We start from the raw sequence: 20,074 nt of genomic DNA on the forward strand, positions 1-20,074 counted from the left end.
ACAAGAACTAATTTTCCTTCTTTAAGGTTAGCTATCAAACTGTGATTTTTGTAGGCGAATTCGAAGGTTATCTAAGAAAGGAAACCGTTATTTGACAATTAACCAATAGTTAGAAAACCTACTGTGCAACAAAATTACAAGTAAAAAACAAAAAGCTTTAAAAAAGCCTTAATTACCCATAAATTGCAGGAGCATTCTCCAAAAGAAAAGCATGAGCATACAAAAAGAACAAGTATTAAAAGCCCTTTCAACCGTAGAAGACCCTGATCTAAAAAAGGACCTTGTCACGTTGGGGATGATTCAGGGCATAGAGATATCTGGCAATAAGGTTCGTTTTAAAGTAGTATTGACCACTCCTGCTTGCCCACTGAAAGAGCTTATCAAAAACAACTGTATCGGTGCTTTAGAAGCAGAACTTGGTGAGGAGGTAGAGTTGGATATTGAGATGACTTCCAACGTCACTACCACAAGAAACAATACACCACTTTTGCCACAAGTAAAAAACATCATAGCGGTTGCCTCTGGTAAAGGGGGGGTCGGTAAATCCACCACCGCCACCAATCTAGCCGTCGCTTTGGCTAATTCAGGGGCCAAGGTGGGATTGATTGATGCTGATATTTCAGGACCGTCAATTCCTACCATGTTCAATGTGGAAAGTGAACAGCCATCAGTAAAACAGGAAGATGGGAAAAATATCATTGAACCCATATTGCAATATGGTGTAAAATTGATGTCCATCGGTTTTTTGACACCTGCTGACAGTGCAGTGATCTGGAGAGGACCAATGGCGAGTTCTGCTTTGAGGCAGTTTATCTCAGATGTAGATTGGGGTGAGCTGGATTACCTTCTGATCGATTTGCCTCCGGGCACATCTGACATCCATCTGACCATGGTGCAGACCATTCCGGTGACTGGGGCAATTATCGTTACCACTCCCCAGAAAGTGGCGCTTGCAGATGCCACGAAAGCTTTGACCATGTTCCTGCAGCCACAAATAAATGTGCCCATACTCGGGGTGGTGGAAAATATGGCCTATTTCACCCCAGAAGAATTGCCTGACAACAAATACTATATCTTTGGTCAATCGGGAGGCAAAAAACTTTCCGAAAAGTTTGACGTTTCTTTTTTAGGCGAAATACCAATTGTTCAAAGCATCAGAGAAAGTGGTGATTCCGGTTACCCTTCTGTGCTCAAAGAAGGAATTACCTCACAAGCTTATGGTGCGCTTGCAGAATCAGTTGCCAGACAAATCGCCATACGAAATGCGGAAAAAACAAAAACAGAAGTCGTACAGATAAAAATATAGAAAGCATGCATACGGAACTCATTCAAAAAGTAGAAACGGCGTTAGACAGCATCAGACCTTATTTAGAGGCTGATGGAGGGAATGTCAAAATTTTAGAAGTCACTGATGACATGGTACTTAAACTGGAAATGACCGGAACCTGTAGTTCCTGCCCCATGTCGACCATGACGTTAAAAGCAGGCGTTGAGGAAGCTGTGAAAAGGGCAGTTCCTGAAATAGTCAAGGTAGAAGCCGTCAACGTAGCGGTAGTTTAGGTCGGTTTTCATCGGTTTTAATGAAAAATCTCTCATTTTTTTTTCGGATAAGCTGGCTCTTATCCTTTTTCTTTGCTCACTCCATTCATTTTGTTGAGGCACAGAAATTTTTAGGAAATCAATTCCAGGAGACCCACGTGCATGATGAAAAATGTGGCGCTTTGATAATTGAACAAATGCAGGAAGAAAGGTTGGGACTTCCCGCATCAAAAGAGTACTTCGAAGCCTGGATGGAAAGCAGAAAGGAGGCAATGAGGCAACAGCCACTTTCGACCCAACGTACTCAGGAAACCATTAAGACCATTCCGGTAGTGGTACATGTCATCCACCGCGGAGAAGCCCTCGGCACTGGTACCAATATCCCATTTTCCCAAATCCAATCCCAAATTGAAATTTTAACCCAGGATTTTCGGCGAACGAATCCGGATGCCGAAAATACACCTGATGTTTTTCTGGATGTGGCAGCAGATTCTCAAATTGAATTTGTTCTCGCCAAACAGGATCCACTTGGTTTGCCTACAGACGGCATCAATAGAGTTTTTGGTCCTCAAAACACCTACTCCCCAAGCGAGGCAGAATTGGTCGGGGAATTGGCCCTTTGGCCACCAGAAGAATACCTGAATGTATGGGTGTTACCCATGGCCTCACCATTTATAGGTTATGCATCTTTTCCTATTTCGGACTTGCCTGGGCTAAATTTCGCACCAAGTACCAGACAGACTGATGGCGTTACTATTGATTACAGGTATTTTGGAACGGGAGGAAGTGCCATAGGATTTTCGCGAGGGCGTACTGCCACACATGAGATTGGTCACTTCCTTGGCTTGAGACATGTGTGGGGAGACGGAGGATGTTCGGTGGATGACTTTGTGGAAGACACACCATTACAAAGCTCCCCTACCAATGGCTGCCCCTCTAGTCCGAGGGTAACTTGTGAAAGTAGGGATATGAGTGAGAACTACATGGATTATACCGATGATGTCTGCATGAATATTTTTACCCAAGGCCAGGTAGAAAGGATGGATGTGATACTTGCCTCTAGTCCCAGAAGAGCTTCCTTGGTGAACAATAGGGCCACCGTTATTCCAGTTCTACCTGATTTAGATTTGGCTATCGCTTCCTTTCTTGAACCCGGAACCTTCAATTGTGAAGTTTCTTTTGCACCATCTGTAATTGTATATAATGCTGGAAATGAGGATATTATAAATGCTAGATTACAAATTAGATTAAACAGCCAAATCATTGAGACAAGAGATTTTGACCTAAGCATAAGTACCGCAGAAAGAGACACACTTTCGTTTAGTCAAATCAGCATAAATTCTGAAGAAAACAATTCCCTTGAAGTAGAAATTATTCTCGTAAATGGCAGATCTGATGACGAATCAATCAATAATCTCCTGTCCATCAATCCTGAATTCCAGACAGCCGTAGGTCTTCCGTATGCTTATGAGGAAGGGGATATCGACCAATTTTGGTCAGTTTTCAATCCCGATGATTTAATTACCTGGGAAGCCAGACCCCTTGATATTTCAGGCAATGTGCAAGAGGTATTTTGGATACAGCACTATGAATATGAACAAACCGGAGAATTAGATTACCTGATCTCTCCACAGTTTGACCTTTCGGAATTAATAAATCCTCAACTTACTTTTAACCTGGCACATGGCCCTTATGATGATCCCAGATTTTCGGATCAATTGATTATTGCGGTTTCCACCGATTGCGGAAATACTTTTGAATTGTTTGATACCAACTATGACAAAAACAGGGATTTTCTACAAACCTCCCCTCCTACTTTGGATGCTTTTGTGCCTAGCAATGAATCCCAATTCAGAAGAGAAATATTTAACCTCAGTGACTTTGCAGGCCTCAGCAATGTGAGAATAGCCTTTATCACACGTAACGGATTCGGCAACAATATTTTTATCAAAGACATTGAAATATTGGAAGAGGAAGTTTACCGCTACGATTTGGAAATCGAAAGATTGATCAGTCCACTGCCAATCTATCGAGAGATAAACAATGGTAGTCAAGAGGAATTTGAAATTACAAATACGGGCAATCTCCCTTTAACGGGTTTTGTATACCAGCGTAGCCGAAACTTCCAAAGACCCCAAGGCTCTAGTCTTATCCGAGTAGAAGCCATACCGCCGGGAGAAAGCCAAAAAGTGGATTTAACCATTACAGGTACCGGATACAGTGGGAACCTAACCAACATGACTTACATATTTACCAATCCAAGTTTTGACCAAAATCCTGGGAACGGTGACACTTTGAGCGTCTTCTTCGATAGAACAGAGGAAGAAATTGAGGCCATACCTTGGCGTCAGGATTTCAACAGACTTGTTACCCTGGTACCTTGGGTAAGCATTAATCCTGAAAATAACGATCCATCTTGGGAATTGGAAATATTGTCATCCGGGCAAGATGGTCAAAGGGCTGTCAAACTTGGGAACAGAAAGGCTGGGAATGCTTATTGGCTTGCATCCCCTACTTTTGACCTTTCCTCTACCACAAAAGCAAGTGTGTTTTTCAACTATGCTGCGGCTAATGTTTCTGAAAACACCTCTTTGAAAGTCATCGTAAGCGACGATGGAGGACAATCAGGTGAGGAGGTTTTTCAAATTTCCGGTGCTGAATTGAACACGGTTTCAGGATCGATTTTAGATCCTTTGGATCTTCAAAGTTTTGATAGGGCTTTTGTTGACTTGACTGAATTTGCAGGATCCGGAAAGGATAGAATTTACCTCAACTTTGTTGTGGAAGCCGGTGAAGACGAAAGTGACCCTATTTACATAGACAATGTAGAGCTATTCCTTTCTGCCAATCCTGAACCTGTGGACCCAGGTTTGGGCAACACCACAGTGTATCCGAATCCGGCAAGAGATTTCTTCAATATAGTCTTCAACTTCAGGACTTTTGAAACAGTGAACATTCAAATCATCAGTGCATCCGGGGCAATTGTTCATGACGTCAATTATCCACAAACTCTAAATCAGACCTATACTTTCAGTACGGCTTTGTTCAATAAAGGACTGTTTGTTATTAGAATTTCAAGCAACTCATTGGTAGAAACCAGGAAACTTATCATTCATTAAGCGGTATTTTTTTCTTCTGATTGAATTCCTTCAGGATCTGTTTTTCTTGGGAATTTCTGTTGGTTCAAACACTTGTAGTCGGATCTATCACGGACCTTACCTCCGAAATTTTATCAGCTGGAAAGCCTCCTTTTTGGGCATGTTCCAAAACAGTCTCTGCGTCCTCCGCCATATGAATGCAATAGATTTTATCATCTACCACGTAGGACTCTACCCAATGGTAAGGTTTTCCCAGACCATTCACAACTTCGCATGATTTCAATGCGATTCCCCTTAACTGTTCAGGCGAAAGATTTCCGGCTCCCGGTAAATTTCTTTCAATGATGAATTTTTTCATAGTGCATTTGGAGATTGATTTGCAGTCCAGTGAAAAAAAACTTTTTCAACTGCTGATTTTTTCTATGAATTTAACAAACAATTACCTCATTTTCTGGGATTTATGGGAAATATAATTCCAGTTAATTTCCTACAGGGTAAGCATGATTTTTCGGAATACTATTTGATCACGTAAAATTATCCAATGATCCAAATCTTTATTTTAACTGGCCTTTGACCATTTACCGCACAGCCATTATAATAATGAATGGTTTCAAGACGTAATAATTAAAATTTAAGCATAAATTTACCAGCTGATCCTTCATCATTAAATTATCTTTCATGAGTAGTTTTAAGGAAAAAATCAAAAGATTTCTTGTGCACATAAGCATCATGCTGGGCATACTTCTGGTTTTACTTTTTATATTTTTTCAGTTTTATTTGCCAAGTTACACCCACCACGGTGACACTGTGACTGTCCCGGATCTTGAAGGTTACCATTACAGTGAGCTGGAAAACTACCTTGGCACAAGAGATCTCAGGATGGAGGTCACCTTGGACAGCGGTTTTGTGCCTGAGGTAAAACCACTTACCGTATTGAAGCAGACGCCTCGACCGGGTAGCAAGGTAAAGCAAAACAGGAAAATTTATGTCACCCTCAATGCGCAGAATGCTCCTTTGATTAAGATGCCTAATTTGGTCAACACCCTTTTGAAAAATGCACAGGAAATCTTAGTCAATTCCGGATTGGCAAGAGGTGAAATCATTTACATCCCTGACATTGGAATGAATGTGGTTTTGGAGCAGAAGTTCAGAGGTAGAAACGTGGAAGAGGGATTTGAAATTCCCAAAGGCTCACAGATTGACCTTGTAGTAGGTGACGGTTTGGGCAATCAATCCCTGAATATTCCAAACGTAATTGGTATGGAAGAAGCAGAGGCTGAATTTTTGATTATCGGATCCGGATTGAGATTGGGAAGAACGAGTTATGTAAAAACAGACACTGTTCCAAAAGGCACCATCGTCAGACAGGTCCCCCCTCCTGGTGAAGAGGTCAAAACAGGTGTATTGATCGACCTTTGGATATCTGAATTGGAAGAAATAGGAATTTGATGTCAAAAGGGAGGAAGATACTTTCTGGCAGTTTGGTTTTTTGCCTGTTTACCTTAATGGGACAGACAAGTGTCTATGGACAATTGCAACTCTTGCCAGTCGACCATAGCAAGAAGGCCCAATATACCACCCTCCCAAAAGCCCGAACTACCGAGCAAACCCTTACTTTGCCTTTCTGGGATGACTTTTCCAGTGAGGGAATTGATACCTCCAAATGGGAAAACCAAGGAGTCCTCCACTCCTACACAGTGGCCATCGATCCACCGACTTATGGCGCAGCTTTATTTGATGGCATAGATTTACAGGGAAGACCTTATTCGGATGTAATCCGGGAACAAGGCCAAGGAGACCGATTGACCTCACTCCCCATAGATTTATCCAATCTTTCGGATGCCCAAAAAAACTCTCTCTACTTAAGCTTTTTCTGGCAGCCGGGTGGAAAGGCAGAATACCCGGATATCAATGACCGTCTGGAACTTTATTTTCTAAATACAAACAACAGCTGGGATAAAATCTGGGAAGTCAGAGGAGGTACCCCGATAGATCCCATTGAATTTTCTCAGGAAATCATGCCTGTCGACAACGAGGCCTATTTCCATGAGGGTTTTAGGTTTCGGTTTGTCAGTGTGGGCAGGATCTCAGGTCCATTTGACAGTTGGCTAATTGACTATGTGCTACTCAATTCTGGAAGGAATGACCAAAATCTATTCTATGAAGACAGGGCGCTGACTCAGGTCAATGGAGCACTTTTTGGTAAATATGCCTCCGTACCTTATTTTCTCCTGGAAAAAAAAGCAGCTTTGGCCAGTGGCTCACTGAGCAATCAGTTCAATAACCTGACCAATAGGTTTAGGGCCATGGAATACACCTTTCAGATCAAAGACAGGGAAACAGGAAGTATTGTAAAAACCCTCAACCAAAACACCCCATTTAGCCCAGTACCCTTGGCCTTGGAGCGCCGGAATTTTCAAAGTGAACCAATAGAGGACCTTCAACTCTCCGCAGAAGGTCCTTTGGATCTGGAGTTAATGGCATATCTTACCAGTGGAGATAATTTTCTGGTAGGCAGCATTTCCACGCCGGATACTGTATTTTTGGAAACGGTAGATTTCAGGGTCAATGACACTGTCCGCAATGTCATTCAAATCCGTGATTTTTTAGCCTATGACAATGGCTCCGTGGACTATGCAGCTGGCATCAACCAAAGGCAGGGCATCCTGGCTGTTCGATTTGCGCTGGATACGGTGGCATACCTCAATGGCATCAGCATCAACTTCACCAATCAGGCACAAAGAGGCCGATCTGTTGCTTTGGCCGTCTGGAATAATTTGGATTCGCCACCAATTTATGAAGAAGAGGTAGGCATTCCTGCCAAGGATGTCCTTGAAGATTTTGTCTTTTTCCCCCTGGATACTACCCTTAGGGTCAGCGGAGAGTTTTATGTGGGATTCACCCAATTTACCAATAATTTCATTTATGTGGGCCTGGATAAGACCAATGATACCGCGGAGGAGATATTTTACAACATCGTGGGGGTCTGGCAGCAGAATGAGGAAGTCAGAGGTTCCTTGATGATTAGATCGCACCTTACGAATACCCCACCTGAGGAACCTGATGAGGATGAAATAGAAAGAGATATCCGAATCTATCCCAACCCGGTCAGTGAACGGGTTTTGGTAGAAGGAACCTTTACAGATCTGGAAGTGTATGATGCTTACGGAAGGAAAATTATCATCCAACCTGAGGACCATGAATCTGGGAAAATCCTTAATTTTGTGGGCCAACAAAAAGGGGTTTATGTCATCAGACTCCTTCAGGATCAAAAACCTAAATCATTTAGAATTTTAGTAAGATAAACATGGAAGACATTACTGTAGAAGAACTGAAAAGCAGACTGGACCAAAAAGACCAGTTTATTTTTATAGATGTAAGGGAAGAATGGGAGTATGAGGAGGATAACCTTGGTGCAGACAACATACCCTTAAGTCACCTCCCCCATCAGTTAACCGACCTTGAAAACAAAAAGAACGAAGAAATCATTGTTCATTGCCGGTCTGGAGCCAGAAGTGGCAATGCCAAAAAGTTTCTTGAAAGCAAAGGCTTTTCGAAGGTGAGAAATGTGCTGGGAGGTATTTTGGCTTATCGTGAATTAGAGGATGAATAAATCTATTTGAACGCTTTTTTCAGGTCATTTGGGGAAAGTCGTTTGAAGTATGGCAATTGTCATTGATTGTTCCGGTACACTTGTTGAATCTTAATGAATTTGCCTTTTGCAAAAAAAGCCAATCAGTCAATGATAAAAGGCTGCGGGGTAAAGCAAAGGATAAAAATCAGGATGGCCAACCAGCCTAAAATCATTCTTTTAGGGCCGACTCTTTTGGTTCCATAAACCGACGGATGCTCCAATCCCAAGATCCGACCAATCAGAAAGGCGAATAACAGCCAGCCACTGTATCCCTGTATTTCAGGATAATAAAATTTGAGTAGGTATTGGATTGCACCGATCAGTAAAATGATCATCCATTTTGTTTGTGGGGGTATATCTGCTTTGCTAAAACATACATAGAGGAAAAACAAGTAAAGCGGGATAGCCCAAACCAAGTAATCTATCGATTCATAGGGATCTAAAATCCCCAATCCGGCATAAAAAATAAATGCGATGTAGGCCAAAATGGAAATGGTTTTGTGGTGGTTCGGAAATAGTCCAAAAATCACATGCCCCCCGTCCAACTGACCGATGGGAAGTAGGTTAAGGGCTGTAAAAAACAAAGCCAGATAACCTGCAAACAGAAAAGGATAGTGGATGATCTCTGACATGTTGGGCATTTTCTCCGGATCTGCAAGTGTTTTTTCCATAGCCAAAAACAGCAGGTTGTATCCCATTTTCAGGTCAACGTAGCCCGATTCTTCACCATTAATTTCAAAGTCAGGGTCAAGGTATTCAGGGTGGATCTGATAGATATAATCCGCATCCGGCAGATTGGTGAAACCATAAATCAGAATACCCAATGCCACCACGAATCCTGCCAAGGGACCCGCTACGCCGATGTCAAAATACTTCCTTCTGCTCCTGATGATCCCTTTGATTTGAATCACCGCCCCAAAGGTGCCTATGGAAGGCGCTCCTATAAAACCAAGCCAACCAGGAATGAAATAAGGCAGCGAGGCCTTTACCTTGTGGTAAATAGAGGTTAGCAGATGACCCAATTCATGAATGAGCAAGATCCCGATAAAAGGAATACTGAACTTGAGTGATTTGGCAAAATACTCCCAGTTGAGAAATCCCTCTTCGGTTCCCAATACGGATTTGCCATACAACCATTCTCCCCCTGCTAAGGTGGTGGCCAAAAGGGTCACTACAAATAAAAGGGAGTGCTTTAGGTATTCCTTTTTAGAGTACATCCTGGAAATAGTTTACCAAAGCTTTTGGATGTTGAACATGATGGGTTTGGATCCCTACTTTTTGAGCAGCCAGGATATTCGCTTCCAAATCATCAAAAAAAAGGCATTTCTCAGGTTTTGTATTTAATTGTTGGACCACGGTTTCGTAAATCTTCATGTCCGGTTTCTTAAGTCCCATTTTATGGCTCAAAAACAAACCGTCAAAAAAGCCATCAAAACCTGTGTCTCCCGAAGTATGCTGCAAGCGCTTTTCCACTTCACCAAAATGGATGGGATTGGTATTGCTGAGCATAAAGATGCCGTAATGTTGTTTCAATGCTTTTAGCAATTCGATTCTTTCCAAAGGAATATCCAGCAGCAATTCATTCCATATTTCGTCTATCAGCCCATCGGACCAATCTTCTTGGAAAATATCCCTTACTTTTTCCCGGAAAGCGCCTGCATCCAACTTTCCCGTCTCAAAGTCGGCATAGATCGGGTAAGAGTAAAAATCATCTCCGATTTTTCTTTTTGATTCAGGCAATTCTCGGATTAAGCGCCTGACAGTTAATTCCATATCGATATTGATGATGACATTTCCCAAATCAAAAATCAAAAAGTCTATTCCAGGAAGTTTTTTCATTTTCAAATCTGTTGTTAAATTAAAATCAAATATGTAACATTGCAGTCCCAAAAGCAAGGCAAGGGGCTTTATTGCCCACAAAATTTAATTTCGGGAATAGACCATAGTTTCTCTGAATGCGATGTGTCTTGATATTTTGCGGGCCTATAGCTCAGTTGGTTAGAGCACCTGACTCATAATCAGGTGGTCCCTGGTTCGAGCCCAGGTGGGCCCACGGAAGCCGTCCATTTCTGGGCGGCTTTTTTTATACTCCCTGGTCTAAGGATGCATGTGTTTACATTCTTCTTTCCAAAAAAAATAAACATTCCCATGACAGAAATTCAGGCTAATTTTTTATTACCATCATAAAAGATAAGATAAAAATCAGAAAAATTTAATAGCCTACTTTTTACAATTGGCCTACCTAGGTTTAGATTGAGTATTAATAAGCTCATAAAGAGCTTAGTGCTCCCTGTGGTAAAAAGTCAAATTTTAACCTCAAAGCAAGCCAAAAAATTATTGACTCCGAAATATGTTATAGTGCAATTGGGGTACCCATTCCTTGTCTAGAATAAAAGGCAATGATGTGGCAGATTTGCCGAAACTGGAAATGGATGGTGAATAATTTGGTTATCCATCAGATCTGACCATGGTCTTTAGACTCATCCCCCTACGGTTTCCAAAGCCTTCCGAATGGCCGCCATATTTACCTCCAAAGCCTCTTCATTATCCAGGTCATTGAGGGGCTGATTGAAGGGTTCTGTTCGGAGGGGCCCGTCATACCCGATATCCAATAATCCCTGAAGAAATTCCTTGATGTGGATCACCCCAGTAGCCATGGGCAGTTCACGCTTTCCGTCTACCTGTGTTTCTCTGGTAAATCCGGCACGGGCATCATTGATGTCGACGACAACAATGTCCTCAGGTTTTAAGGTATGGATATCAGCTATGGTTTCATCAGCACAATACCAATGGAAGCTGTCCAAGACAAACCCCACATTGCTTTGTCCAATTTCCCCAATCAACTCCTTGCCTTCTTTCATGCTACTGATAAAAGGATAGCGGGCGGCAACCAACATTGGCCTCGTTCCCAAATATTCGATACCCAGCTTGATGCCATGGTCATTCATGACTTTGGCACATTCTCCCAAGCGATGGGCATGCTGCTTCATATTTTCATTGTAGGTGAGCTCGGGATGGGAGGAAATGATCCAGGTGTTGATGCGGGTAGCGCCCTGTTTTTCCATGGTCTGACAGAATTTTCTCAGTTTTTTAAAGTCCTCATCAAATCTGGTCCTGTCTTGTCTATATTCCACAGGAATATTGTTGGAATCATACGTGATGTCATGGGATTTCATTTTACCCAAAATGGCATTCAATTGGCCGTCAGAATAGTTGTCCATCACTTCCTGCGTAAAAGGACTGATAGCCTCATAACCAAATTGTATGGCATAATCCAGGGTCTGGGCAAAGTTGGCTTTAACCCCGATAATTCCGGGATTGAGGGAGATTTTAAATTTTCTTTCCGCTTCGATTTTAGCCATGCTTTGCGAAAAAGACAGGGATGCCAACCCTAGGGACAAAAATGAGGCATTCCGGATAAATTTTCTCCTTTCCATAATTCCATGTTTGTTGAACCAATATATGCTTTTTGCATGAGTACCCAAAAACCTCACCGCTCCTTCCAAGCTTTTTACCCAAACACAGGACATAACTCTTTGACTTAATTAAAATTTGGAACAAGGAATAGAATCTTCTTCAAACCTAGGGTTCAATTTAGCCGTATTAATTTTAGTTTAAAATCCATCTATATGAGCAAATATTCTCCTGTTTTGATCTCCGTATTTTTGATTTTGTTATTGTTGTCCTGTACCATTTACACCCCTTCAGCATTCAACAAGAAAACCTTCAGTCCCTTCGAAAAACCAATTGACAATTTCCTATTGTTGTATGCAGAAATGCCGGAGGATTTGTATCAGTTGACGGAAGACAGCTATGATCAACTGTTAAGAGGTCGATTCAATGATTTTCCCAACCAAAATACCAGGCAAAAGTTGCATGAGGCAATTTCCAATGAATTGACCTCTGCACAGGTTTACCCATATGAACTGGTATTCCAAACCCATAAGGACTATACCTTTGAGGAATTCAAAAGCGGATTGGATACTGTAGAGACTCCGTATGTCTTATTGGTTACTTTTAAGAAAGAGGAGTTTGTTGGAGAAAATTTGTCCCGCTATTTCCAGATTTATCTTTTGGACAAACATACCGGTCAACCGCTATGGCTTTCCTATGGCTACAGGCTATCGAATTTCTTCTATATGCCTTCTTTGGCCAAGGGCATTGCCAATGAACTTAAAAATGAAACCATCGTAATGAATTGACCAAAACCAAAAAGTTGTATTGATCCCGAAATATGTTCCTGCCCCCCCCTTGTCACTGCTTGTCACTGCTTGACCAGAAGCTATTTATTTTTGAAATTGTGGTATGAAGGATAAGATCTGCTTGATTACAGGGGCCAATTCGGGGATTGGTTTTGAAACAGCCAAAAACCTTTGTGCTCAAGGAGCCAAGGTGCTTCTTTGGTGTAGAACGGAAGAAAAGGCAAGACAAGCTGAGGCCAGAATTAAAACTAGCCATCCTCAAGCCCGTACTGCACAGGTCATGGCAGATCTTTCTTCCCAGAAAGCAATCAAGGAAGCGGCTAAGAGGATTTTACATCAACATTCAAAGATCGATGTGCTGATCAACAATGCGGGGAGTTGGTTTTCAGATTTGGGACTTACAGAAGAGGGATTTGAAAGACAATGGGCAATCAACCACCTTGCCCCGTTTTTGTTGACCCATCTGCTCTTGCCTGCCTTGCGAAATGCGCCGGATGCCAGAGTAATCACGGTGAGTTCTGATGCTCATTTTCATGGGAAGATCCATTTTGAAGATCCCAATCTTTCCAAAAACTACCACGGACTACGGGCCTACGCTCAATCCAAGTTGGCCAATGTACTTTTTACACAAGAGTTTGATAGAAGAAAAAGAAACCTACCCATTTCTAGCTATGCAGTACAACCTGGTTTGGTCAAGACAGATATCGGTTTAAAGCATACCATTTCTTTTCATGGCCTGATGTGGAAACTTCGCAGGTTAGGGGGAATTTCTCCTGAAAAAGGAGCCGAAACATCCGTTTTTCTGGCCAGTTCGCTAAATGTACGGGGCATTAGCGGCAAGTACTGGGATAAATGTGCACCCAAAACTCCTTCCAAAAAAACAGAAAACCGGAAGGATGCTGCCAGGTTGTGGGAGCTAAGTATGGACATGTGTGGCATTACAAATTATTTTGAACCATAGTCAAAAATACCTAGTGGCTTTCATACACCCGGAAAATCCTTTCCAAAAGTTTCATTTTAACAGAAGTTGGAAAAAGCTTCATCAATTTGACGATGGTCCAGTTGATCTTTCCTGGGACGATGACCCCCTTCCCTTTCATCAGGTTATCGATGCCTATTTTGGCCACCTCTTCGGGCATCAGCATGACCCATTTGGCCCGTTTGCCATGGGCGCTCATCCGCTTGAGGCCCTCCTCATTGGTCAGGACAGGTCCTGGACAAAGCACCGCAACTTGAATTCCCATGGTAGCCAATTCTTCCCTTAAGGCAAGGGAAAAGGCATAAATGTAGTTTTTGGTGCCGGTATAAACGCTTTTGTACGGCAAAGGCAAAGTGGCTTCCATGCTGCTCATATTCAGGATATAAGCTTTAGGAGAAGTTTTTAACATGGGTAAAAAATAATAGGTCATCATGGTCATGACCTGGGTATTGAGGTTAAGCATCGTGCGGTAGATCTCAGGGGAAATGTTTTCAAACCTGCCACCCATCCCCATGCCTACGTTATTGATCAGGATGTGGATGTAGAAATTATTTTGGATGCAGTGTTGGTACAGGTCCTCGATGGCTGTGGGTTGGGTCAGGTCAGTACCATAAATATTGACTTCAACAGGATATCTTGCTTTGATCTGTTGTTGGGTGGTTTTCAAAAGAGCTTCAGGCAGGGCCACCAAAAGTATGTCCTGTCCCCTAGCGGCACATTCAAAGGCAAAAGCTTTGCCTATCCCCATACTGGCTCCTGTAATCAGGGTATATTGTTTGTTGGCCATGTTTTATAAAATTAACAATATGAGAGGAAAATCCATCAGCCAAAACGAACTGTAAGCAAAATTCAGGAAATAGGAGGTATTTCAGCATCAATTGTTTTTTGATTGGCCAAAACAGGTTTAATTTGTAGGCGCAAGGAAATTTTTAACACTACAAAATCAGGAAAACATTGAAAATACTCGTCATTGACATCGGAGGAACCAACGTAAAAGTCAAAACAAACAATGAGGAAGAGCGTAGGAAAATCCCATCCGGTGGTCTTTTGACGCCAGAACAAATGGTTGAGGAAGTTTTGGAAAACACCTGCGACTGGGAGTATGAGGTGATCTCCATCGGCTTTCCTGGCGTGATCAAGCAAGGAAAAATCATGACAGAACCCAAAAACCTGGGAGATGGCTGGCTTTCCTATGATTTTGAAGCAGCCTTCAAAAAACCAATCAAACTGATGAATGATGCATCCATGCAGGCCTTAGGATCTTATCGCGAAGGGGTGCTGCTGTTTTTGGGATTGGGCACTGGGTTGGGTTCCGCCATCGTGGCCCATGGGACAGTAGTGCCTATGGAATTGGCGCACCTTTCTTACAAGTTAGGCACTTTTGAGGATTACCTCGGCCTTAGGGGCTTGGAAAGAATGGGGCAGGAAGAATGGCAAAAGCATGTTTTTTCGGTTGTGGGTAGATTTTCCGCCGCATTTCTGCCAGACGACATTGTACTAGGTGGCGGTAAATCCAAATTACTTACAGAAATTCCCCATGGCTGTCGGCTAGGCACGAATAAGTTGGCCTATGAAGGCGGATTTAGGATGTGGGGGTAAAAACATTTGGGTTAGCTTTCAGAGGACACCTGTTTTCCTAAAGAAGGGAAGTACCGGGCTCTGAGAACGGGATGGTAAAATTTGTAAAAGTTAAAAGGTTGTAGGTTAATGGTTTTTAAAAAAACGGAGAATTGATAACTGATCTCTGTTGTTCTCTCTCTGTTCTCCAATTCCTGATCTTTAATCTCTGTTTTCTAATAACTTTTTTAGCCTACTGAAGCATCAATTCTTTTTTGGTCAAGTTGGGATATCTGGTTTCATCAAGTGGCTTTCCCAAAATAAAATCCTTGACCAAGTTGACTACAACAATTGACCGGAGATTATGGCCCAAGCCCTGGGTTTCAAAAAGGGTAGCATTTCCCCAGCTATCCAGCAGTTCCAACGCATTCTCAAATGGCGTCTCCGGATCTCTTTTGTCATGGATGATCAAACCTTCCACGTTTATTTTTCTTGCGTAGGTTGACAGGCTGATGTCTTCCAGTTCATGTCTTATCTGTCTCTGAAATTCATTTTTGATCTGCGCGACGGTAGGTTCTTTTAGTCTTAGGGCTTGAATGTAAAAGGCGAAAAATTCTTCCGCCCTGCTTGGAGAGGCCATGGAGATTACTTTTCCGATATTGGTGATGTTATAGTAGTTCAATGCATACAGGACCGAAATGCTACCTATTGAATGGGCCACCACGGTGTCAAATCCCCCATATTTTTTGGCTAGCTGTGAAATCAAAAAGGCATTCAATGGTACCGTAAATTGGTCTCCCCCACTTTTTCCATGACCTGGGGCATCAAAAGCGATCAAGGTAAAATCTGATTCTGACAGACTGTTAACATATTTTTTCCAGCGGTAGCTGTGACTTTGCCAGCCATGGACAAAAAGAACCTTTTTGGAACCCTTTCCCCATAAGTAGATTTTTATGGGTGTACCATTAAAATCCAAAACCTCTTGTCTTGCGGTTTTTAAAAAGGCTTTATGATGTGCCTTCATTTTGGTTTTTTGGGGTTTGCAAAATAACCTAAACCCCACCTCTCCCCCTTTTTTGGGAGCAATCCTCGTCAAGGTGTTCAGGTAAATCCCTAGGCTGCGATAGATTAGATTTTTCATGGTTTTTTTTATTTAAGATACCAATCGGTATCATATTGAATAAATTTTTTTAGGTTTGGATACTTTTAATCTGTTGTTTAAGGTGATCGGTGACCATTAGGATATCGGTATTGGTTTTTCTAATCTTACTCATCAGGATGGCACCTTCCATATTGGCCAAGAAAATGGTAGCGAAGCGCACCGGATCTGTATCTTCCTTGATCTGATTATACTTAATTCCTTTGAGGATGATGTTTTCAAGGGCTGCTTGCATCTGATTCAGCAATTGATTGACCCTCAAATTCATTTCAGGCATGGTATCATCGGCTTCTACCCCCGCGTTGAGGATAGGGCAACCCCCTTTGATCAAGGGATCATTGATGTAAGAGACGAAAAAATCACAAAGCACCTCCAATTTTTCAGGAGCGGTTTCCCTGCTTTTGACTACCCTTCCCAATTTTTCAAAGATCAAATGGGAAATAAATTCATAGGTACTGCTTTCCAATGCTTCTTTGTCCCGAAAGTGTCTGTAAATGGCTCCTTTGGTCAATCCGGTGGCCTCTGTTATGTCACTCAAAGAAGTGGCCTTGAATCCCTGCACATTAAAAAGGGATGCCGAGACGGTAAGTATTTTTTCTTTAGTGGCTTCAGAATTGCGCATGTGTAAAGATACCGATTGGTATCTTAATTTCCAAATGTTTTTAAGGTTGGCTCAAAGCTTGAAGGTGCAAGCCGAATGGTAGGGCAAACAGAAAAACAGTGAATAGAAAAACTGGGGATAAGCTCAAAGCTCCAAGTAGAGAAAACTGGTTATCCTATGGTAGTAAAAGGTTAGAGCGGTTGTAGAAAATGTAATTAGTAGAAATTTTAAGCATTGAACATTGTGAAAGAAAACAAGAAAAAACATTAAACTCAATTCAAAAACATCTCAGAAATCAAATTCACATAAACCATCCGTTCCTGCTCATTTCTAGCGGATTTAAGGGCCACCACTGATCTTTTGATCACTTTTTGGATCATGGCCTCCATGCTGGCTTCCTGGTGGAGCGCAGATTCGATGTCATTTTGCTTCTTTAATCTTGCTATTTCTTCGGATTTGGATTTGTGAAGGTATGACTTCAGCTCTTTGATGATGCCGAGCTTTTTGTATTGCACCATCCAGCTTTGGAAATCCGATAGATGTTCTTTTAGTATGATTTTAACGGCCTCTATACTGGCTTCCTTCTGGGCCATGGTGGTATCCGTAACCTGCCTGATATCATCGATATCAAGCCTGATGATTCCTTTGATCTGATCCACTTTTGGATCTATGGAACGAGGCAGCGAGATATCGATTAAAAGCTTGAAATTGGCTACAGGTTCAAGGAAGCAATCTGGTTTGATTAAATAGCCATCCACACTTGGAGCAGCAATGATGACATCAAAGTGTGACAAGTGATTTACCACTGATGAAACAGGTAAAAAAGTGATACCTTGTCCATGCTGTAAAGCAAACTGCTCCACTTTCTCTCTGGACCTGTTGAGGATGCAGATATTGCGATAACCTTTGGAAAGCAAATGCTTGCAGACATTCCTGCCCATTTCACCAAATCCTACCAGGCAGATTTTGGGGTCTTTAATCATTTCTAAATATTCGCTGGCCATGTCCACAGCGGCAAATGAAACTGAACTAATTCCGCTTTTGAAATTGGTCTGGTTGGCTATTTTTTTATTGGCAGCAAATAAGGAATGGATCAAACGATGAATGTAAGTACTGACCAGACCCTGTGCCGTGGCATGGTGGTAGGCTTGCTTCAATTGATTTAAAATCTGCGCATCTCCCAAGATCTGTGACTGTAAACCAGCTGAAACTTCCCCAAAGTATAGCATGGCCTTTTCTTCATCCAAGTAAACTTCAAACGCACTTTTAGTTTGGGACAGCGGCTGTTGTTTGAATTCAGCCAAAACTTTAAAAAACAATGCTACCTGAGTCTGTTCCATATGGGTCAAAATTTCTGTTCGGTTACAGGTGGATAAAATCAAACACTCCATCTCCCCCAACCTGCTTTTGATCAGCTTCGAAAAAATGGTGATTTCTTCCTTCGTAAATGAAAAAGATTCCCGTTTTTGGATTGATGCCCTTTGATGGGATAAGCTGAAAATGATAAACTGCGGCATGGTTTGGCGTTTTTCGTTTGTGTTTTGATTTACGCAGACCAATGTCCTGTTGGATTTAGGGAAACAAAGAAAAATGCTATTTAGAAAATGTCTAATTTGATTTTACCAAGCCTTGGTTTCCAATCCCAAATCAACTTGGAAGAAAAAATTGATAGCACTATAATTGAATTTTATCAAATTTTTTGCCTTAACCATTATCAAAAACTAGTGGTATTCAAATAAGATTGGAGAAAACCCTAGAGGTATCAAATACCCCACTTATGGCCATTAAATCGAAATCGTTTGCGTAAAATTCCGTTGGAATGCGTTGGAATGCGGGGCCAATTAGTGAAATTTAATGACTTAATCTCTAACGATAAACCTGAATTATGAATCTGAAACGAAACATCACCCTCCTCATTTCTTTGTTGGCTTTCACTTTTTTTGCCTGTAACCCCTCAGAAATCCAACAGGAGGATGGCTGGAGAAACCTTTTTGATGGAGAAAGCTTAAGCGGCTGGAAAGCAGTAGGTGGAGAAGCGCCGTTTGAAGTGGAAGATGGTGTCATCATCGGCTATGCCAAAGCAAATACACCCAATACTTTTTTGATCACCGAAGAGGAATTCGGAGATTTTATTTTGGAATTGGACCTAAAAATCGAAGACCTTTCAAGCAACTCCGGCGTGATGGCGCGTGGATTGTACGACCCCGAAGGCCGAAATGGTCAGGGGTTGGTATATGGCTATCAAATAGAGGCCGATCCTACCGATCGGGCATGGTCAGGTGGATTGTACGACGAGGCCAGGCGCGGTTGGCTTTATCCTCTGGAATTGAACCCTGACGCAAAGGATGCCTTCAAAATGGGAGAATGGAACCAATACCGCATTGAAGCCATAGGCAATGAAATCAAGTCTTGGATCAATGGAAAGGAAGTCGCTTATGTGGTGGACAACATGGATGCCCGTGGTTTCATCGGCCTTCAGGTCCACAGCATCAACAAACCTGAAGATGAAGGAAACAAAACCTATTTTAGGAATGTAAGGATCAAAACCGAAGATTTGGATCCCAAATCATTTGAAGGAGATGTGTTTGTGGTCAACACGGGTTTGAATACGCTGACGGAATACGAAAAGGAAAATGGTTGGAAGTTGTTATTTGACGGCCAAAGCTCCACAGGCTGGAAAGGGGCCTACAAAGAAAACTTCCCTGAGGAGGGTTGGCATGTCCGAGATGGCACCTTGATCATCGAGGGTGCTGACGGGGGCGAATCCACAAATTTTGGTGATATCGTCACCATTGAAAAGTTCAAGGCGTTTGACCTGGCCTTTGATTTCAAGATGACAGAAGGTGCCAATAGCGGGGTCAAATATTTTGTAACCCTCAGTGAAGGCAATACAGGGTCTGCGATTGGGCTTGAATACCAGATTTTGGATGATGAGAAACATCCCGATGCCAAAATGGGAAGGGATGGAAACAGGACTTTGGCTTCCCTTTATGATCTCATTAGGGCTGAAAAAGAAAGCCGTTTTCTCCGACCTATTGGGGAATGGAACAAAGGGCGAGTCCTTGTAACGCCGGATAATCAAGTCACACATTTTCTAAATGGAAAAAAAGTATTGAGCTATACCAGGGGATCGGAAGAATACAGAGCACTGGTAGCAAATAGCAAATACAACATTTGGGAGGATTTTGGTGAGGCAGAGGAAGGCCATATCCTGTTACAGGACCATGGAGATGAAGTGCATTTCAAAAACATCAAGATCAAACCCTTACCTTAATTCTGTAATTTTTGACTAACAACCTGAAACT

General features: G+C 42.1%; 18 protein-coding genes and 1 tRNA gene. 11 read left to right on the forward strand and 8 right to left on the reverse strand.

What is annotated here, in order from left to right:
• The first annotated feature begins 211 nt into the window (after window positions 1-211).
• The 3 genes from H1A14_RS20870 to H1A14_RS20880 all read left to right on the forward strand — a co-directional run bounded on the left by H1A14_RS20870 (window position 212) and on the right by H1A14_RS20880 (window position 4,658).
• On the forward strand, window positions 212-1,306 hold the full coding sequence (locus H1A14_RS20870; RefSeq protein WP_194778249.1) for an Mrp/NBP35 family ATP-binding protein: 1,095 nt from the start codon (window positions 212-214) through the stop codon (window positions 1,304-1,306).
• A gap of 5 nt (window positions 1,307-1,311) precedes the next feature.
• Window positions 1,312-1,560 carry a NifU family protein gene (locus H1A14_RS20875; protein ID WP_194778250.1) on the forward strand — a complete coding sequence of 83 codons (249 nt, stop codon included), beginning with the start codon at window positions 1,312-1,314 and terminating at the stop codon, window positions 1,558-1,560.
• A 161-nt stretch (window positions 1,561-1,721) separates the two neighbouring features.
• Window positions 1,722-4,658 carry a M43 family zinc metalloprotease gene (locus tag H1A14_RS20880; RefSeq protein WP_228527911.1) on the forward strand — a complete coding sequence of 979 codons (2,937 nt, stop codon included), beginning with the start codon at window positions 1,722-1,724 and terminating at the stop codon, window positions 4,656-4,658.
• 64 nt (window positions 4,659-4,722) lie between these two features.
• Here the strand turns inward: H1A14_RS20880 and H1A14_RS20885 are convergent, their stop codons facing one another.
• Window positions 4,723-4,995 carry a DUF4242 domain-containing protein gene (locus H1A14_RS20885; RefSeq protein ID WP_194778252.1) on the reverse strand — a complete coding sequence of 91 codons (273 nt, stop codon included), beginning with the start codon at window positions 4,993-4,995 and terminating at the stop codon, window positions 4,723-4,725.
• A 320-nt stretch (window positions 4,996-5,315) separates the two neighbouring features.
• Here H1A14_RS20885 and H1A14_RS20890 point away from each other — a divergent pair, with 320 nt between their 5' ends.
• The 3 genes from H1A14_RS20890 to H1A14_RS20900 are packed head-to-tail and all read left to right on the forward strand — an operon-like array spanning window position 5,316 to window position 8,250.
• A complete protein-coding gene (locus H1A14_RS20890; RefSeq protein WP_194778253.1) occupies window positions 5,316-6,086 on the forward strand; it encodes a PASTA domain-containing protein in 771 nt (256 codons plus the stop codon).
• Entirely contained in the window at window positions 6,086-7,942 is a 1,857-nt protein-coding gene (locus H1A14_RS20895; protein ID WP_194778254.1) for a T9SS type A sorting domain-containing protein, read from the forward strand. The genes H1A14_RS20890 and H1A14_RS20895 overlap by 1 nt, the downstream gene beginning before the upstream one ends.
• Before the next feature lie 2 nt (window positions 7,943-7,944).
• Entirely contained in the window at window positions 7,945-8,250 is a 306-nt protein-coding gene (locus H1A14_RS20900) for a rhodanese-like domain-containing protein (RefSeq protein WP_194778255.1), read from the forward strand.
• Between the two features lie 122 nt (window positions 8,251-8,372).
• Here the strand turns inward: H1A14_RS20900 and H1A14_RS20905 are convergent, their stop codons facing one another.
• Together H1A14_RS20905 and H1A14_RS20910 are read right to left on the reverse strand one after the other, a co-directional pair.
• Window positions 8,373-9,488 carry a site-2 protease family protein gene (locus H1A14_RS20905; protein ID WP_194778256.1) on the reverse strand — a complete coding sequence of 372 codons (1,116 nt, stop codon included), beginning with the start codon at window positions 9,486-9,488 and terminating at the stop codon, window positions 8,373-8,375.
• On the reverse strand, window positions 9,478-10,110 hold the full coding sequence (locus H1A14_RS20910) for an HAD family hydrolase (protein ID WP_194778257.1): 633 nt from the start codon (window positions 10,108-10,110) through the stop codon (window positions 9,478-9,480). The genes H1A14_RS20905 and H1A14_RS20910 overlap by 11 nt, the downstream gene beginning before the upstream one ends.
• A 140-nt stretch (window positions 10,111-10,250) precedes the next feature.
• On the opposite strand from H1A14_RS20910, the gene H1A14_RS20915 reads away from it, so the two are divergent.
• Window positions 10,251-10,324: transfer RNA gene (locus H1A14_RS20915), tRNA-Ile, on the forward strand.
• 427 nt (window positions 10,325-10,751) lie between these two features.
• Here the strand turns inward: H1A14_RS20915 and H1A14_RS20920 are convergent.
• The gene (locus H1A14_RS20920; RefSeq protein WP_194778258.1) at window positions 10,752-11,708 is read right to left on the reverse strand and encodes a sugar phosphate isomerase/epimerase family protein; all 957 of its coding nucleotides are present in this window, start codon (window positions 11,706-11,708) and stop codon (window positions 10,752-10,754) included.
• 192 nt (window positions 11,709-11,900) lie between these two features.
• Between H1A14_RS20920 and H1A14_RS20925 the strand changes: the two genes are divergently transcribed.
• The gene (locus tag H1A14_RS20925) at window positions 11,901-12,473 is read left to right on the forward strand and encodes a hypothetical protein (RefSeq protein ID WP_194778259.1); all 573 of its coding nucleotides are present in this window, start codon (window positions 11,901-11,903) and stop codon (window positions 12,471-12,473) included.
• Window positions 12,474-12,576: 103 nt separating this feature from the next.
• Window positions 12,577-13,434 carry an SDR family NAD(P)-dependent oxidoreductase gene (locus H1A14_RS20930; protein ID WP_194778260.1) on the forward strand — a complete coding sequence of 286 codons (858 nt, stop codon included), beginning with the start codon at window positions 12,577-12,579 and terminating at the stop codon, window positions 13,432-13,434.
• A gap of 10 nt (window positions 13,435-13,444) precedes the next feature.
• On the opposite strand, the gene H1A14_RS20935 is transcribed toward H1A14_RS20930, so the two are convergent.
• Complete coding sequence (locus tag H1A14_RS20935) at window positions 13,445-14,239, reverse strand: SDR family NAD(P)-dependent oxidoreductase (RefSeq protein ID WP_194778261.1); 795 nt, start codon at window positions 14,237-14,239, stop codon at window positions 13,445-13,447.
• Between the two features lie 167 nt (window positions 14,240-14,406).
• Here H1A14_RS20935 and H1A14_RS20940 point away from each other — a divergent pair, with 167 nt between their 5' ends.
• Complete coding sequence (locus H1A14_RS20940) at window positions 14,407-15,051, forward strand: ROK family protein (protein ID WP_194778262.1); 645 nt, start codon at window positions 14,407-14,409, stop codon at window positions 15,049-15,051.
• Window positions 15,052-15,262: 211 nt separating this feature from the next.
• On the opposite strand, the gene H1A14_RS20945 is transcribed toward H1A14_RS20940, so the two are convergent.
• From H1A14_RS20945 to hemA, 3 genes are all read right to left on the reverse strand, one after another.
• Window positions 15,263-16,150 (reverse strand): alpha/beta fold hydrolase, encoded by an 888-nt coding sequence (locus H1A14_RS20945; protein WP_194778263.1) that lies wholly within the window; start codon window positions 16,148-16,150, stop codon window positions 15,263-15,265.
• A 49-nt stretch (window positions 16,151-16,199) separates the two neighbouring features.
• Window positions 16,200-16,790, reverse strand: coding sequence for a TetR/AcrR family transcriptional regulator (locus H1A14_RS20950; protein WP_194778264.1), 591 nt, complete (start codon window positions 16,788-16,790; stop codon window positions 16,200-16,202).
• A gap of 251 nt (window positions 16,791-17,041) precedes the next feature.
• Window positions 17,042-18,286, reverse strand: a complete 1,245-nt coding sequence (hemA, locus tag H1A14_RS20955) for a glutamyl-tRNA reductase (protein WP_194778265.1) — start codon at window positions 18,284-18,286, stop codon at window positions 17,042-17,044.
• A gap of 368 nt (window positions 18,287-18,654) precedes the next feature.
• Between hemA and H1A14_RS20960 the strand changes: the two genes are divergently transcribed.
• Window positions 18,655-20,043: a 3-keto-disaccharide hydrolase gene (locus H1A14_RS20960; RefSeq protein WP_194778266.1), complete on the forward strand. Its 1,389-nt coding sequence runs from the start codon at window positions 18,655-18,657 to the stop codon at window positions 20,041-20,043.
• Window positions 20,044-20,074: the final 31 nt, after the last annotated feature.

Origin of the sequence: Pararhodonellum marinum (genome assembly GCF_015354735.1) — a bacterium.
Classification (GTDB): Bacteria; Bacteroidota; Bacteroidia; order Cytophagales; family Cyclobacteriaceae; genus Pararhodonellum; species Pararhodonellum marinum.

Coding starts and splice junctions, on each gene's coding strand:
- H1A14_RS20925 (WP_194778259.1), top strand. CDS start 11,901: ATGAGCAAATATTCTCCTGTTTTGATCTCCGTATTTTTGATTTTGTTA.
- H1A14_RS20905 (WP_194778256.1), bottom strand. CDS start 9,488: ATGTACTCTAAAAAGGAATACCTAAAGCACTCCCTTTTATTTGTAGTG.
- H1A14_RS20895 (WP_194778254.1), top strand. CDS start 6,086: ATGTCAAAAGGGAGGAAGATACTTTCTGGCAGTTTGGTTTTTTGCCTG.
- H1A14_RS20870 (WP_194778249.1), top strand. CDS start 212: ATGAGCATACAAAAAGAACAAGTATTAAAAGCCCTTTCAACCGTAGAA.
- H1A14_RS20920 (WP_194778258.1), bottom strand. CDS start 11,708: ATGGAAAGGAGAAAATTTATCCGGAATGCCTCATTTTTGTCCCTAGGG.
- H1A14_RS20890 (WP_194778253.1), top strand. CDS start 5,316: ATGAGTAGTTTTAAGGAAAAAATCAAAAGATTTCTTGTGCACATAAGC.
- H1A14_RS20875 (WP_194778250.1), top strand. CDS start 1,312: ATGCATACGGAACTCATTCAAAAAGTAGAAACGGCGTTAGACAGCATC.
- H1A14_RS20945 (WP_194778263.1), bottom strand. CDS start 16,150: ATGAAAAATCTAATCTATCGCAGCCTAGGGATTTACCTGAACACCTTG.
- H1A14_RS20930 (WP_194778260.1), top strand. CDS start 12,577: ATGAAGGATAAGATCTGCTTGATTACAGGGGCCAATTCGGGGATTGGT.
- H1A14_RS20910 (WP_194778257.1), bottom strand. CDS start 10,110: ATGAAAAAACTTCCTGGAATAGACTTTTTGATTTTTGATTTGGGAAAT.
- hemA (WP_194778265.1), bottom strand. CDS start 18,286: ATGCCGCAGTTTATCATTTTCAGCTTATCCCATCAAAGGGCATCAATC.
- H1A14_RS20885 (WP_194778252.1), bottom strand. CDS start 4,995: ATGAAAAAATTCATCATTGAAAGAAATTTACCGGGAGCCGGAAATCTT.
- H1A14_RS20950 (WP_194778264.1), bottom strand. CDS start 16,790: ATGCGCAATTCTGAAGCCACTAAAGAAAAAATACTTACCGTCTCGGCA.
- H1A14_RS20960 (WP_194778266.1), top strand. CDS start 18,655: ATGAATCTGAAACGAAACATCACCCTCCTCATTTCTTTGTTGGCTTTC.
- H1A14_RS20935 (WP_194778261.1), bottom strand. CDS start 14,239: ATGGCCAACAAACAATATACCCTGATTACAGGAGCCAGTATGGGGATA.
- H1A14_RS20900 (WP_194778255.1), top strand. CDS start 7,945: ATGGAAGACATTACTGTAGAAGAACTGAAAAGCAGACTGGACCAAAAA.